The organism is Sulfurimonas iocasae, assembly GCF_047716755.1.
In the GTDB taxonomy this organism is placed as follows: domain Bacteria; phylum Campylobacterota; class Campylobacteria; order Campylobacterales; family Sulfurimonadaceae; genus Sulfurimonas.
On sequence record NZ_CP180409.1, the window covers coordinates 1,318,334 to 1,333,743 of the forward strand.

Annotated in this window: 17 protein-coding genes; 11 read left to right on the forward strand and 6 right to left on the reverse strand. The window is 32.3% G+C overall.

Annotation, left to right across the window (positions count from 1 at the left end; all coding sequences use genetic code 11):
• Positions 1-3 precede the first annotated feature (3 nt).
• The 5 genes from ACLHDE_RS06605 to ACLHDE_RS06625 are packed head-to-tail and all read left to right on the forward strand — an operon-like array spanning position 4 to position 4,019.
• Positions 4-708: a DUF2461 domain-containing protein gene (locus ACLHDE_RS06605; RefSeq protein ID WP_415398410.1), complete on the forward strand. Its 705-nt coding sequence runs from the start codon at positions 4-6 to the stop codon at positions 706-708.
• Entirely contained in the window at positions 705-1,655 is a 951-nt protein-coding gene (gene hemH / locus ACLHDE_RS06610; RefSeq protein ID WP_415398411.1) for a ferrochelatase, read from the forward strand. Before ACLHDE_RS06605 ends, hemH begins: the two co-directional genes overlap by 4 nt.
• Before the next feature lie 7 nt (positions 1,656-1,662).
• The gene (locus ACLHDE_RS06615) at positions 1,663-2,088 is read left to right on the forward strand and encodes a hypothetical protein (RefSeq protein ID WP_415398412.1); all 426 of its coding nucleotides are present in this window, start codon (positions 1,663-1,665) and stop codon (positions 2,086-2,088) included.
• A 12-nt stretch (positions 2,089-2,100) separates the two neighbouring features.
• On the forward strand, positions 2,101-2,730 hold the full coding sequence (locus ACLHDE_RS06620) for an HAD family hydrolase (protein WP_415398413.1): 630 nt from the start codon (positions 2,101-2,103) through the stop codon (positions 2,728-2,730).
• 44 nt (positions 2,731-2,774) lie between these two features.
• Complete coding sequence (locus ACLHDE_RS06625; RefSeq protein WP_415398414.1) at positions 2,775-4,019, forward strand: hypothetical protein; 1,245 nt, start codon at positions 2,775-2,777, stop codon at positions 4,017-4,019.
• Here ACLHDE_RS06625 and ACLHDE_RS06630 read toward each other — a convergent pair.
• Complete coding sequence (locus ACLHDE_RS06630; protein WP_415398415.1) at positions 4,016-4,408, reverse strand: hypothetical protein; 393 nt, start codon at positions 4,406-4,408, stop codon at positions 4,016-4,018. The two genes, ACLHDE_RS06625 and ACLHDE_RS06630, sit on opposite strands and share 4 nt — an antisense overlap.
• A gap of 203 nt (positions 4,409-4,611) precedes the next feature.
• Between ACLHDE_RS06630 and mgtE the strand changes: the two genes are divergently transcribed.
• Genes mgtE through ACLHDE_RS06650 form a run of 4 tightly spaced genes read left to right on the forward strand, consistent with a single transcriptional unit; the run spans position 4,612 to position 8,494 of the window.
• On the forward strand, positions 4,612-5,979 hold the full coding sequence (gene mgtE / locus ACLHDE_RS06635) for a magnesium transporter (RefSeq protein WP_415398416.1): 1,368 nt from the start codon (positions 4,612-4,614) through the stop codon (positions 5,977-5,979).
• 10 nt (positions 5,980-5,989) lie between these two features.
• Entirely contained in the window at positions 5,990-7,147 is a 1,158-nt protein-coding gene (locus ACLHDE_RS06640) for a calcium:proton antiporter (RefSeq protein WP_415398417.1), read from the forward strand.
• Positions 7,148-7,179: 32 nt separating this feature from the next.
• Complete coding sequence (locus ACLHDE_RS06645) at positions 7,180-7,830, forward strand: hypothetical protein (protein WP_415398418.1); 651 nt, start codon at positions 7,180-7,182, stop codon at positions 7,828-7,830.
• A 34-nt stretch (positions 7,831-7,864) separates the two neighbouring features.
• Positions 7,865-8,494 carry a hypothetical protein gene (locus ACLHDE_RS06650; protein WP_415398419.1) on the forward strand — a complete coding sequence of 210 codons (630 nt, stop codon included), beginning with the start codon at positions 7,865-7,867 and terminating at the stop codon, positions 8,492-8,494.
• A gap of 480 nt (positions 8,495-8,974) precedes the next feature.
• Here ACLHDE_RS06650 and ACLHDE_RS06655 read toward each other — a convergent pair whose 3' ends face one another.
• The 3 genes from ACLHDE_RS06655 to ACLHDE_RS06665 all read right to left on the reverse strand — a co-directional run bounded on the left by ACLHDE_RS06655 (position 8,975) and on the right by ACLHDE_RS06665 (position 11,080).
• Positions 8,975-9,949, reverse strand: coding sequence for a diguanylate cyclase (locus ACLHDE_RS06655; RefSeq protein ID WP_415398420.1), 975 nt, complete (start codon positions 9,947-9,949; stop codon positions 8,975-8,977).
• A gap of 17 nt (positions 9,950-9,966) precedes the next feature.
• Entirely contained in the window at positions 9,967-10,779 is an 813-nt protein-coding gene (locus ACLHDE_RS06660; RefSeq protein ID WP_415398421.1) for an alpha/beta fold hydrolase, read from the reverse strand.
• A 79-nt stretch (positions 10,780-10,858) separates the two neighbouring features.
• Positions 10,859-11,080: a hypothetical protein gene (locus ACLHDE_RS06665; protein ID WP_415398422.1), complete on the reverse strand. Its 222-nt coding sequence runs from the start codon at positions 11,078-11,080 to the stop codon at positions 10,859-10,861.
• 135 nt (positions 11,081-11,215) lie between these two features.
• On the opposite strand from ACLHDE_RS06665, the gene ACLHDE_RS06670 reads away from it, so the two are divergent.
• Positions 11,216-11,596 carry a YbgC/FadM family acyl-CoA thioesterase gene (locus tag ACLHDE_RS06670; RefSeq protein WP_415398423.1) on the forward strand — a complete coding sequence of 127 codons (381 nt, stop codon included), beginning with the start codon at positions 11,216-11,218 and terminating at the stop codon, positions 11,594-11,596.
• On the opposite strand, the gene ACLHDE_RS06675 is transcribed toward ACLHDE_RS06670, so the two are convergent.
• Both ACLHDE_RS06675 and ACLHDE_RS06680 read right to left on the reverse strand, forming a co-directional pair.
• Positions 11,576-12,841, reverse strand: a complete 1,266-nt coding sequence (locus ACLHDE_RS06675) for a hypothetical protein (RefSeq protein ID WP_415398424.1) — start codon at positions 12,839-12,841, stop codon at positions 11,576-11,578. The genes ACLHDE_RS06670 and ACLHDE_RS06675 overlap by 21 nt on opposite strands.
• Positions 12,838-13,494, reverse strand: coding sequence for a uracil-DNA glycosylase (locus ACLHDE_RS06680; RefSeq protein ID WP_415398425.1), 657 nt, complete (start codon positions 13,492-13,494; stop codon positions 12,838-12,840). Before ACLHDE_RS06680 ends, ACLHDE_RS06675 begins: the two co-directional genes overlap by 4 nt.
• Positions 13,495-13,897: 403 nt before the next feature.
• Here ACLHDE_RS06680 and ACLHDE_RS06685 point away from each other — a divergent pair, with 403 nt between their 5' ends.
• Positions 13,898-15,379 (forward strand): hypothetical protein, encoded by a 1,482-nt coding sequence (locus tag ACLHDE_RS06685; RefSeq protein ID WP_415398426.1) that lies wholly within the window; start codon positions 13,898-13,900, stop codon positions 15,377-15,379.
• The last annotated feature ends 31 nt before the right edge of the window (positions 15,380-15,410 follow it).

A 15,410-nucleotide genomic window follows, 5' to 3' on the forward strand; every position in this document is an offset into this window, starting at 1 on the left:
AACATGGAGTTTAAGGGCTTTAGTAAAAAAACACTTCCTTTTCTAGAGTCCATTCGTAAAAACAACGACAAAGAGTGGTTTGAGGCTCACAGGTCTGAGTACGAAGAGTATATACTTGAGCCTTCCCGCGCCTTTGTGGAGGAGTTTGGTGAGCATCTTATGGCTCTTGAACCAACAATAAACTTCTCTCCTAAAATAAACAAATCTCTCTTTCGCATCTACCGTGATACTCGCAGAATGGGCGCCATTAAAGTACCTCTAAAACACCGCATCGGGGTTATATTTTGGCAAGGTAGCGGAAGCAGGATGCAAACTTCATCTTTTTACCTGCATTTCTCTCCCGATGAACTCTTTGTAGCTGTCGGTGTTAGATGGTTTGAAAAACCTATGCTGGATGCATTTCGTGAGTACATATTAGATGATAACAGAAGAGCCAATCTTGCATCTGTATTGGAGAGTTTGAATGCCAAAGGGTATAAAACAATTGAAAAAGGCTATAAAAGATATCCAAGAGGTTTCAGTGCCCAGATGTCAGACGCAGACCTGAGTTTGTACAAGGGAATGGCTACATATAAAGTTTTAGAGCCAAAACTCATAGAAGATGGTGATAAACTCATAGAGACACTATACAAAATATATGAAGAGATGCTACCATTACAGCAGTTGGTTTATGAGATTAGTTTGAGAGCAAAAGAGGAAGAGAGTTGAAAAAAGAAGCAGTAATACTATTAAACATGGGTGGACCGAACAACCTTGAAGAGGTTGAGATGTTTTTAAAAAATATGTTTGCAGATAAAAATATATTAACAATGAAAAGTAATCTTTTAAGAAAGTTTGTCGGTGGGATGATTACTTTTACCCGTACGGAAAGTTCTCAAGATATCTACCGTCAACTTGGTGGTAAGTCTCCCATTGTTGGACATACAAAGAAGTTAGTACAAAAGCTTCAAAAGAGACTTGGAGAAGATGTTTTAGTTGATTTTGTTATGAGATATACTCCTCCATTTGCTCCAGAAGTTATAGAAAAAATAAACAAAGAAAAAGTCCAAAAAATATATCTGATTCCACTATATCCTCAATACTCAACAACTACAACAAAGTCATCACTCGAAGACTTTGAAGAGCATTACCATGATATTGGCGAAGATGCTATTTTAGTTGAGATAAAACACTTTTTTGAAAATAAAACTTATAATAAAGCAATAGTTGAGAGAATCAAAGAGCAGATGCAAGATGTTAAATATGAAGATTTTGACATAATTTTTTCAGCTCATGGACTTCCTCAAAAGATAGTAGATGCAGGAGATGTTTATCAGCGTCATGTAGAAAAACATGTTGACATTTTAAAAGAAATACTTCAAGATGAGAATATGAACTTTCATGAAACTCATTTAGCATATCAGTCAAAAGTAGGACCTATGGAGTGGTTAAAACCATCTCTGGAAGATAAGCTAAAAACTGTCAGAAATAGGGGAGTGATAATCTTTCCTTTAGCTTTTACCATAGATAACTCTGAGACTGATTTTGAGCTTGAAATAGAGTATAGAGAGATAGCAGAAGAATTAGGCTTTAAAGAGTATAGAGTATGCAGATGTCCAAACGACAGTGAGCTTTTTGTTGATGCTTTAGAAGAAATTTATGAAAAAATGAAATAGGTAAAATATGTTTATTAAAATCTTATATTTATTTACTCTTGTATTATCTCTAAATGCTTATGAGCTCCCAACTCTAGAGCTCCCTAAAAAAAATAGTCCTGCAATACTAATGTTTGATGCAGATAGTGTTATAAAAGATACTGAGAAATTTTATTTGATAAAATGGAAGACTAAAAATGCGACTGATGTAAATATGACTTTATTTGGTAAAGTTGACTTACAAGGCAGTATAACAGTCACTGAAGAAGAATATAATAAAGGACCTGTTACTCTAAGGGCTTCTAACAAAGATAGTAGCTATGTAGATAAAGTTACAATCAATAAGTATGTTAATGGTGAAAAACCTACTCCTTTAATGAGAAAAAAACATAAGGGTTCTGGCGGTAAAGGAAAAAAATCTGGCAAAAACTCCGATCAAAGACAAATGTACTAAATGGGAGAGCAGATGAAAATAGTTATATTTGATATGGATGGAACTCTGCTAGATTCTAAAAAAGATATAACAATTTCTATAAATTATATAAGAGAGCTTCACTATAATCTTCCACCATTAAGTGAAGAATTTATTGTTGAGGCTATAAATATGGAAGTTAGAAACCTTCCTAAAATGTTTTATGGAACTGAACTCTATGAAGATAAAGACAGAGATGTTTTTGAAATTCACTATGCCCTTCAGTGCACACAGAATCCATATCTTTACAATGGAGTAAAAGAGACACTCCAAGAGCTTGTAGCATCTGGAGTGAAAATTTCTGTAGCAACCAATGCCCCAACACCTTTTGCATCAAGAATGCTAAAGCATCTAGAAGTAGATGAGATGTTTGATGTCATAATAGGTGCAGACAAAGTTAGAGTTTCAAAGCCAGATCCACAGATGCTGCACGAAATTTTAAATCATTATGGCTTTGACAAAGAACGAGATGAAGCTTGGATGGTTGGAGATAACTCTAAAGATATGTTAAGTGCTCAAAATGCAGGGATAGGCTCTATGTTTGCTACTTGGGGTTTTACACCTGAAGCAGATCATGAGATAGTGATTTTTGAACCAAAAGAGATATTAGATATTGTTTTATAAAAATATATGATAGAATAACTAAAAATTATCTTAAGGGGATAAAAGTGTTTGATAGTGATTTACTTCTAGCTTTTGTGTTTATGGCGATTCTATTTTTACGACAGATATCTATTCTAAAACAACCAAATAAGATAAACTACGCACCACTTATGATCGGAGTAGGTGTAATAAGCAGTGTGGTGCACTTTATTATCCATCCAGATATAACTGATGTTATTTTACTTTTAAGGGAGTCTTTTTTACCACTTTTAGTTGCGCTTTTACTCTATATAGTTATGAATATACTTCATCAAACTCAGCAGACTCAAAATGCAAGAACACATGATGAGTTTGCAAGAGTAATTACTACCCAAGTGAGTGAGTTAAAAGAGTTTATGGCTGAATTAGAAGGTCGTATGATTCTATTTCAACAAGATGACAGAAAAGATCAAGAAGAGATTCGAGAAAAGTTCAAGCACGATATTAAAGCACTTAATGCTATTGAGTTAAACCAAGGTAAATTCTTAGAGAAGTTTGATGGAATGGATGGATGGCATAAAGATGTCTCAAAATCATTTGAAGACTTTATAAATGTGCAACTTCCTGAACTTGATAATGTTGTTCACAAGCATATAGATATACTTAGAGTTGCCGAACAAGATCATTACAACCAGATAAAGACTACTCTTGATAAAGCTGTTGAGAGTAGGTTTGATATCTCAGAAGACCTAGATGACTTAAAAGATAATTTAAGTAGCATGAGAGCTATTTCTGATGATATAGCAAAAGCTATTACAAGACATACGCTTGAGCAGCTTTCAGGTGTAACAAAAACTTTTGAAAACCAGATAGTATCTTTGAAATCTCATACAGAGGGTATAAGTACATCCCTGTATGAGAGTGAGAATAGACTTAATGCAATACGAGAGCAGAGTGAGATGATAATGAAGCAAATGCTTCTTTCTTCTAAAAAGATGAATGAACTAGAATCTCAAAACAGTGGATTGCATGACATTTACTCAACTATAAAAAGTTTAGTTGGTGAGATAGAAATTATTAAAGCAGATTATGTAAAAGCACAATCACAACTTAGTAGCATCTCTAGTGAACTAAACTCAAAAAAAGAGGATGAAATAGATGTTATGAAAGAGCAGATGGAAGCTCTTATTGTAATACTTACAAAACGAATTGATGACTCTTTAGAAAAGTTACATCAGCACTACCATATAGCATCTGAAGATATTACTAAAAGTGTTCAGATTTTAGCTAAAAAAGCACAACTTCAAAAGGGTTATACAGACTTAAATTAGTTTATACTTAGTGTTATTAATGCCGGATAAAGAACTAAACCCATATATGGTAAAAAACCGTTTATAGGTGCAAGTAGTATAAGACTCAACTCTTGAGTGAGTTCTCTTTTTTTAAATACCTGCTCTATAAGTAAAATCTTAGTAGCTATGTCGGCAGTTTTTATGAACAGTAGAATCATCGCACTGATATTGTAGTCAGTTAATATAGCAAAACCGATAGCAAAATAAAATGTGGGTTGCATGATTAAAAAAAGAATTATACTCTTGGCGTAGTATTTATGCATACGAATAAGCATTCCCATTATGCTAGGTGCTTTTTGCCAACTTATCTCATAAAATTCAAGCAAAACAAACAGTAAAATATAATTTATAGCAACTTCATTTATCATAATTGTATTTTACTATAATAATTCTAGATATACCAATTTGAAAAATTAACTCATTTTGTATCTGTTTTATATGATTTAAATGTTATAAATCTAAAATATTTTACATACTATGTAAAGTTATATATTTTGATGTTATGATATATGGTTTTAATATCTATATATTTGTAAAAAGAGTAGTAAATAAAAGATAAAAGGAGTCGCATTTGGAAATAAACCAAGACGAACTAACATTTATACTTAATATCTTAGAAGCTGAAATAAATCAGTATAAAGAGAGTGACACAAGTGTGCACCCTTACGATATAGCAGAACAATTACTTAAACTTAGAGAGTTTAGCAGCCAAGAGTATGAAAAAATTATCAAAAAGATGCCTCATGGACTCTTTGCGGAGGTTTTATCTGAGCTTCCAGACTATGTCCAAGAAGAGACAGCTAACATTTTTAGTGTTAAGAAGCTTGCTAACATCGCTTCTCTTATGGATACAGATGACGCGGCTACCCTTATTCAAAATATTAGTGAAGAGCATGAGGAAATTTCTCAAAATATTCTAGGACATTTTGAAGATGAAGACAAAGAACTTATGGAGCAGCTTATATCTTACGAATGGGATGAAGCTGGTTCATATATGCAAACTGAACTCTTTAGTGCAAAAATCGATGAGAGCATTGGTGCAGCATTAGAGAGACTTAAAATATTAAAAACAAGTGGAGAAGTCGATAACATCTGGCATGTTCATCTTGTAAATGAAAGAGATAAATATTTAGGTTCAGTAAGTCTTGAAGATTTGATTATCTTTGATCATTCTCTAAACTTTGAAGATATCCCTTACGATAAGCATAAAAACTACTCTGTAAATCATAAAGAGAATATCAAAAATGTTGTAGAAATGGTAACTAACTACAACCTTAATGCTATTGCCGTTCTTGATGATAAAAACAGACTTATTGGTAGAATTACTTCTGATGATATTTATGACATTATTGAAGATACTGCTACAGAGCAAATCTTTAACCTTGCTGGTGTTAATGAGGAAGCTGAGCAAGATGAAGATATGTTTGAAATTGGTAAAACAAGAGCTATGTGGCTTGGACTTAACCTTTTAACGGCTATTGCTGCATCTTTGGTTATTGGTATGTTTGATGCGACAATCCAATCTTTAGTGGCACTGGCTATTTTAATGCCAATAGTTGCTTCTATGGGTGGAAATGCGGGAACACAAACACTTACCGTAACGGTACGTCAAATGGCGTTAGGTGACATTGAAGGTGAAAATGCAAAAAAAACAATTTATAAAGAAGTTGTGATTTCTTTAGTCAATGGAACTATTTTTGCCATTGTAATTGGTATTATCGCTTACTTTTGGTTTAATCTGCCGATGCTAGGTGTTGTTATAGGTTTATCTATGGTTATTAACCTCCTTGGAGCTGGTTTTTTTGGGAGTGTTATACCATTACTTCTTCAAAGAGCGGGAGTTGATCCAGCTATAGGAAGTATAGTTTTGCTTACTACTGTCACAGATATAGTAGGTTTTTTTAGCTTTCTAGGCTTAGCAAGCATTATTCTTTTATAAGGAGAGTTAATTGGAAAAAGTTATAGAAAATAAAGATAAAAAATTAAAATATTTTATTGAAGATTATTGGGATATATTTTTAGGAATTATTAGTATTATGCTTGCATTTTATTTTCATAAGATGGGACAAGGTGGTATGGCCACTCTTTTTGCAGCTATAGGTATTGGTTCACTTTCTTTAAGTGTTTCTGAAGTTGCAGAGATTCTATCTGAGAGACTTCAAGAACCATATGGCAGTTTCGTACTAACTTTAAGTGCTGTTGTAGTTGAGATTATACTTCTGTATATCATTTTACTTCAAGCAGTTACAGATCCAACTGTTGTAGATACGGTTAAAGGTGGTATTATTTCAGCTGTTATCGTGGATATGAATGTTCTTTTAGGACTTGCAGTATTTTTAGGTGGTCTTAGATTTACAGAACAAGAGTATAATAAAGAGACTTCTAGTACATATACAACGATTTTATTTGTAACAGCCGCGGCTTTACTTGTTCCAAGTGTATTAAGTCTAGGTAAGCATTCAGTTAAGGTAATTGAAGACGCTTCAATGTGGATTGCTGTGCTGTTAATGGTGTTTTACATTATTATTTTAATATTTCAAACAAAAACACATACACGCTTCTTTAAAAGTACTGTAAAAAGTAGAATTTTTAGATTAAAAAGAAAGGTGCCTGAAAAAGACTCAGAAGAAGATGATGATTATATCTTTGAGAAATTTAATAAGATTGGACTTATTGCTTCTATCTTTGTGTTTATAGTTATTATTGCGATTGGTGCTGAAGTCTTTGCTAGTGATGGGATTAAACTTGCCAAAGAATACGGCTTATCGGCAGGTATATCTGGTCTTATTATCGCAATTGTAGCAGTATCTCCTGAAATAGTAACAGCGATTAAAGCTGCAAAAAATGATGAGATACAAAGAGTTGTGAATATTGCTATGGGTGCTTCTACTGTTTCTATTTTATTAACAGTACCTATTCTGATGGGCTTAGCATATCTCAGTGGCATTCGTTTTACACTTGATTTTAATCCACTAGAAATTGGTGCTTTAATCCTCACGATAATACTAGCATGGAAAACAACAAATGAAGGAAAAACTAATTATTTTGCAGGAATGTCACATCTGATGTTCTTTTTGGCGTTCGCGATTATCGCAATGTATTATTAAAATATTATTTAAAAAGTTAAAGGAGAGCATTAATGATAGATGCTTTTTTACCACAAGTAGAACCAGATTCTCCAATCATTGTCAAAGAGAAAAAAAATGAGATAAATCAGAGGGGTGTTATACACTCTAAAGTTTCTGGTAAATTTGAGATACTCAAGGAACTCCCTAAAAAAGCAGACAGTATAGAAAATATTTTTAATTATGCAGATGCATTTGGACAGATACGATTTGCATATATTGATAATGTTGCTAAAATTAGCCCATCTCCCACAAAAATAGAAAAAAGTGCTAGTGCAATAGGTGGTGAATTTGGAATTAACACAGCAACATATTATGATTTTGGGTTTCATATATCGGCTTATGTTTCACAGAGTGTTCATTTTTTAAATCCAAGTAAAGAGAATTTAAACAATGATTTTGTAAATGTGGATAAGAATTCATTTGCGTATGTTGCAGAAGCAAGTATTGATTACAGAAGTGATTTACTTCAAGCAAAAATAGGTCGTATAAAAGTAGAAACACCTTATGCAGATAGTGATGATATCCGTATGGCTGCAAACACATTTGAAGGAGTATGGACGAATGTTAATTACACATCATCTTTAACAACTCAAGTGATGCTACTAAACAAATGGGCAGGCTATGATTCACAAGATGCAATACTAGAAAAAATCGCAAGATGAGTTTAAAAGTTTAGTTTCTGATGATGCATTTGGAATGGCTATTGGATCACTTACCTATGAATATAGCGAAAAAAGTGAAATATCTTTTTGGTATAGTTATATAGATAAGATGAGCGAAATAGCATATGCAGAAATAATAGGAATCTACTTTATAGATGGGAAAAGTTTTCATATAGATTATGGTATTCAAGCCAGTAATATTAAGGAGTTGAATAACTCTGGTGTTTCAGGTGACATTATTGGTGGAATGGGTATATTACATTATAGAGGTTTATTCTTGGGAGCGTCTTACAATAAAGCTTTTGTTGATGATGGAAAATACATCACAGATGGTTTTGGTGGTGGACCTTATTATACATCATTAGATGAAGCTAGTATATCTATAATTTCCGAAGCTTCTGTTGGCAAAGATGTTGAGGCTTTTAGAATTGGAACGGGGTATAACCTGAAAAAGACAGGAGTTAATCAACTTAAAGGATATATGATAGAACTCGTTTATGGAGAGTTATACACGAATAATGAAAAGATAAAAGAAAAAGATATTATACTAACTTATAAGGATTCAAAAAAAATTAATGTCGAAGGAATTTACGCACATTTTGACTCATCATACAATGGAAACTCCTTTGAAAGAGTACTATTTAGAATAAATTATTTATTTTAAAATTAATATATATAATAGAATTACTAATTTGTTATGTCATAAAAGGTTTGATATAAACCAGATACAAGAAGAGCAAAATGTGGAAATATGAGTTTATTATGATTACCCATCTTTTCCTAGAACTTCCGGAAATTAAGCGAACTTTAGTGACCTTTTTTGGAACCGTTTAATACTCTGAAAAGCTAATCATCAACTATTGAATTTTCTTACATTAATCTACTGTGTAAAGTAGCACACTCAGATGCTTATTTGTGTAAATAGTACCGTAAAATAGCCGTCAAAATGATATAATTATTTTGTTCCGAAAGCCAAACAACAGTGAATATACTTTCTAAAAACCTGCTTTAAAGTATTGGATATATCACAGCCTTCTGTGAATGATGTGATTAGGAGTAGTAAGTTAATTGTCATTATCAATTTTCCTACATGATAAAGAAATATTCGAAAGAATAGAGAATAGCACTAGCATCACCCTTGTTCCTATTCAAAGTGTATGGTACGATTACGTCCTTCGCCCTTAGCTTGGTAAACTGCCTTGTCTGCGTGTGTTATCAACTCCTGTAATAATTCGGGATCGAGAGTATTCACTGAAGTAGCTACTCCTATACTAACAGTGATCGGCTTACCAGCTACTTGTACTTGACGTATATGTTTATGCACTCTTTGTGCGGTGAATTCGGCTCCTGTTTTATCTACTGAGGGTAACCAAATGATAAATTCTTCTCCTCCATAGCGCACAACAAGGTCGCTCAAACGTATGCTCTCTTGAAATTGGCGTGCCAATTCAACAAGCACACGGTCTCCTTCATCGTGTCCATATTCATCATTGACCCTCTTAAAATGGTCTGCATCGATAAGCAAAACGGACGCACATATCCCAACGTTTGACTGCAACTGCCAATTTGTAACAGTCTTCTCCAGAGCACGTCTGTTAGCTAAACCTGTCAATGGATCAGTTTGACTAATTTCTGAGAGTTCACGGTTTTCAACCTCAATACCTTCTGTATACAAAGAAAGCTGTTTATGTAAGATGTTGAGCTGTGTGTTGGCCTGAGCCAGGTTTTCAGACATCTGTTGTGCTTCGCTACGAGCCTTTAGCAACTCTGCCTCGAATTGACTGCGCTCATATGCTACAAAAAATACCCAATAGTAGCTTTCTTGGCCATTCCGAAAAATTCTTTGGCAGTTAACTAGCACAGGAACACGTTGTTTCTGGCTGTCGTACAGTTGCATGTGAATTTCTTTGACTAGGGCTTCATGATACAAGATGGGCCAAAGATGTGTCTGTAGAAAAATACGGCTTGGAGGGGGGAGTAAATCTTCTAGGGGCTTGTTTTTCCATTGTTCAGCAGTTCCTCCCACTAATTGTAACAAATTTGTATTGGTCATGAGTATGTGACCTGTAGCATCTGTAAGCAATATGGGACAAGGTATCTGATTAATCAAAGTATCCATGAAATTGAAATACCCTCTTAGCTTAAACAAGAAGTATTGAAATATTCCTGCATAGCTTCTATAACTAACTCTGGATGACTCATATGTCCACAATGACCAGCCACATCCAGTACCTTAATCGTACTGTTTTTCAATTCTTTATGCAAATAATCACCAACTTCAAGTGGTGCCAAGGTGTCTCTACTGTGTTGAACAATCAAAGAAGGACAAATAACCAATGGTAAGTCGGCACGACTATCGGAAAAAAAAGTGGTTTTGGCAAAAACTCGTGCTACTTGTGGATCAGTGGAGCAAAAACTCTCTGACAGTTCTCGAGATACTGCTTCTCCTCCTCCTTCACCCGATACCACTGGAGCTAAATAGTTAGCCCAGCCTATATAGTTTTGATCCATCAAAGATAGTAGTCCTTCCAAGTCTTCACTCTCAAAACCACCTAAATACTCAGGTGGATGATTTAAAAAGCAAGGGGAAGGACCTATGAGAACCAAACGATCAAACAGTTTAGGACGCGCGATGGAAGCAAGTAATCCTGCACTACAACTGACAGAATGACCCACAAAGGTTACTCCGCTTTGTATGTCGAGCGCATCACAGACATCGAGAATGTCCTGTGCATAGCCTTGTAAACTTGAATATCGTTTGTTATCAAATGAAGCTATATCAGATTGTCCACTGCCAACATAATCAAATAAGATTTGACGGTGAGTAGAATTGAATGCAGGGGTAATTCGATTCCACATCTTTTGGTTACAGCCAAAACCATGTGCATAGAGGAGCACGGGACCTTTGTCCCCTTGTACATGTACGTTATTTCTTTTAATAATATTCATCTTATCTCCCATATTATCCGAAATTTTAAGTGCAATTCTTAAGTTGAAAGATGATATCATTTTTTCCTTAAGCGATTGTTTAATAAATTAATATATGGGCACTGCATCTTATATTTTGAACACCTTTTTTAAACTCAATAATTTTAGATGGAATAAATGTTGGAGTTCCTTTACTATTTTTATAAAAATGCTTATTTTCTATCAACTTATCATCTTTAATGTAGTTGTAAATAGTCTTTCTAGTCAGCCCTAAAAATTTAGCAACATCATTATATGTAGTTAAACTATTTATCCTAATCATAGATAGTATTAATTTTTAGTACAATACGAAAAAATATAATAAAAATTAGCTTTCAGTTTGAGATATTTTAGTGATAGTTTTAGTGTCCGCTAAATTATAAAAGGCTCGATAGTGACCTATACAAAGGGGTTTTGCATGCAGATAAGGGTCTATTATGAAGATACAGATACTGGTGGAGTTGTTTATCACTCTAATTATTTGAACTTTTGTGAAAGAGCTAGAAGTGATGCTTTTTTTAAAAAAGATATGACGCCTGTCTTGGAGAGTGGACATTTTGTTGCCAGAAAGTTAGAGGCTGACTATATAGCAAGTGCTAAACTTGGTGATGTGTTAGATGTTAAGACAGAACTTATTCAGATGAAGGCAGCTTCATTTACGCTTTTTCAAACAATTTTTAGAGATTCAAAAAAGATATTTGGTTTATCTATTACATTGGCTTACATCACATTTGAAGGAAAACCTCAAAAGATAGATGCAAATACAAAAGAGCTTATATTATCGCTCTTTGATAGTTGATATATGTTTAATAAATCTATATTTTGATGGGTTTAAAAGTTCTATGGGATAAATCATTTGATTTTCCGCTAGAGCTATGTCATACTCTCTATCCTCTCTTGTGGCAAGATTAAAAAAGTAATCAACACCCACGGTAGTTGTGTAGTTAATCCAATCATAAACAATATCGTTACCTAAAAGAGAGTTTGTCTCTATGAGAATATTGTTATTTTGAGTAATAGAGTTTGCAATTATCATGTTTTTTCTGTCTTCATATTGAGTCATAGATAAAATAAGCGGGTCATAGTTAATCTGAGTAGATAAAACATTTGTAGCGTTTGTATCATATAGTGTAAGTTGAGACATAATCATGCCGGTTTTTACAATCGGTGTATTTATAAAAAAAGAACCCTCTACAATTTCTTTGTTTTCAAAAAGTTGTTTTTCTAGATTTGTAGTTCTTTTTGGAATAGAAAATTTAACTACTGTTTTATTTGCATCTACTACTTGAGCTTGAATCTCTTCTATGCTAAGATTCTCATCAATTCCGCCATATATAAATTTTTTTTCTTCATATAGACTCAGTTTGTTTCCTATAGTAGATTTGTCATAAAAGATAACAAGTGGAGATACAGCTTCTTTTAAAAGCATATCGCTCTGTACTTGATAATCAATACCACCATAAACTAGATAAGATGAAGTAGATGTTATGTCTTTTTTATTTATAGTAGGAAAAAAGATATTTATATCAGGGTTTATTTCACCTATAGCATTTGCACCTTTTTGTGTTAATGGTGCTATAACATAGTTAAAACCATCTTGTGAAATTTGTTGTAATGCTTTTTGAATATCTTCAACACTTTCACTCTCAATTTTATAACTTTTTAACTCAAAAGAGTGGTTTTTTGCTATCAGATATGCAAATGAAGCATTTGTTGTAGATGAAGCATATCTGCCTATAACTTTATACGGTAAGAGCAGGGCAATGCGTATCTTTTCAGTTAATATTGCTGAACCAAGGTTTAAGATAGAGATACTCATCTTCCTCACTTCATCCTGTTCTTCGTTTGCAAGCTTTGAATCAGCGTGAGAGAGAAATGAAAAAATCATATCGTTATCAAGATACACCTGCATACAGTTTTCATCACATGGATAGGGATCCAAATTTTGTATATAAGTTTTTGGAAGTGGAATATTTGATATAAGATAACTCTGTGCAAATATAACTACTGGAAATATTAGTGTTAAAAAATATAGTTTTTTCATAGGCAGCTCTTTATAGTTTTTAAATCATTCATAGTGATTTTTTTTAATTCTGGATTTCTCAATAAAAACTGAGGATGGTAAATAGGAATAAGTTTGTATTTCTTGAAGTCTATCACATGTCCTCTTACACTTTGGAAATCTTTATCTTCATTCGTTAGTTTAAAGTAAGCATCTTCACCAAGTGTAACAATTACTTTTGGCTTTACAAACTCTATTTGTGTAAACAGATATGACTTGCATGAGTCCCACTCAGATGCAGACGGTATGTTAGAGTTTAATGGTTTGCATTTGATTGCATGTGTAAAATATACATCTGCAGTTTTTATACCTATGACTTTTTCTATCATATTAGTTAAGCTCTCACCACTTCTACCACTGTAGTACTCATTGTTAGTATCTTCACTCATTGAAACATTGAAATCTACGACCATAAGGTCTGCATTTGAATTTCCATAACCACTCATGCTCTGTTGTCTTGATTTACTCAAATCACATAAGTGACAAGATGAGATGTTACGCGAGAGTTCATCAAGTGTTTTTGGCTCTTCGTGAGTGCTCTTTTCATTTATCTGAAATGAATCAGTGTAGTTGAATCCAAGAGCTTTTAAACGGTAAAGATTTTGAAGAAGAATTAGATTTTGAAAAGACTTCACTCTATCACCTACCATTTATATTTTCGTGAGTATAGTTAAAGTGTGGTTCGTTTCGGCTTAAAGTTTTGCAATATATTTGCAACAAACCAAGGAAAATAGCACCTCTATAAATCTACTTTCCTAATCATTTTGCAGTATTATTGCTAAAAAGTGGTACAAAAACGGTACAGTTTTTAATAATCTTATAGTTTTAATATTTTATCTATGAAAATGGATCCGAATACTGGAAACTCTCAAATAACATAATAAAAACTACAAAAGACCATAAGCAAGAACTTTGTAGCTCATCAAATATTTCAATATATTTAAAAAATAGTTGTTATTGGGCTTAGTTTGAACACTAGTAAGTCAATATCAGCTATAATCTATTTAAAATTGTTTATTATATATGGGGTTATGTTGTATGAGTGATTACAAAAATATTGAAGAATTTTTACTTCATGTTAATAAATATTCTTCTAATAATAGTTACTTTAGTGAAAACTTCAGCTTTGATAAGTTAAATATTCAGAATGAAATAAGTTTGAATTTTACTAGTAACCTAATTCGACCTAAATGTTCATTTGCCTATACAAAAGAAAGTACAAAAAATCAATATGTATTAGGCAATGGAAATTATTTTAAAGTTGAAAACTGTATATTTCAAGATAATGTAACTATCAGTATAGTAAATCCAAATGCTAATATAGAATTTGTAAACTGTACATTCAAAAAAAAATTAGTTGTAAAATCAACTTCGAGTGAAGATACTAATAATATTTTTAGTTTCATTTTAAAAGGTGGTGAGGTTGATAATTTAGTTATTGATGGTGTGATAGCTAATTATAAGTTTTATATTAATCCTCAAAATAAGACTTATAAAAAATCAATAACAATACAAAACCTACAAATTAACGATAGTAAATTTATAGAAAACTTCAAACTACATAATACAATTATAAATAATATAGAAATAGAAGATGTTGATTTTGAAAAAAATGCAGATTTCTTTAAAAGTATATTTAAAAAAGGTTTACTTGAAGAAAATGACGATGAACAAACAACTCTAGGGGATATTGGTTTTAAAGCAATAAACTTTAGAAAATTAACCCTTTTTGGAGATACTAGATTTAATAAGAAACTTATTTTTAAATATGTAACTTTTGAAGGGCATAACCATTTTAAAAGTTCTATATTAGAAGAGGGCTTAGATTTAGAATATACAAATATACAACAAGAAATCAATTTTTATGGTATTCATATTATAGACACCTCAAGAACTTCACAAGAAACATTTAGAATAATCAAACATCAGTTTGAAAAACTTGGAAATAAAATAGAAGCTAATAAGTATCATGCTTTGGAGTTGGATAAAAAAAGAGAAAATCTGAAATCTGAAATAGACAATGAAGAAAAAAGAATAAATAAGAGTCTCTTTAATATATGGCTAGAATATATAGTCTTTCAAGTTCATTGGTTGAGTTCAGAACATTCAACAAACTGGTTTTTACCATTACTTTGGATTCCAATAGTAGGAATAACAAGTTCAATTTTAGCAAAGCCAGCTGATTTGACAGTTACAATACAAATAATGATGTTAGTATTATTTCTACCTATTTTAGTTTCACTTATTTTATCTTTAAAACTTGAAAAAAATATGTATGTATTAATGACTATATTATTTGGATTATCTATTTTTATATTTATAAACAGTGATATATATATAAGGGATGCTATACATTATATGTCATTAATACATTTAACAACTAGTGAAGTAATAATACTTGGTACTATTGATGATAAACTCACAATAAGACAAGTCTTTGTTTTATTTTTAAATAAAGTTTCTTTAGGTTATTTATATTATCAGTTTTTAATGTCTGTTAGAAAAGATACAAGAAAATAATGATAAAGTAATATGCCTTACAAAAGATTAA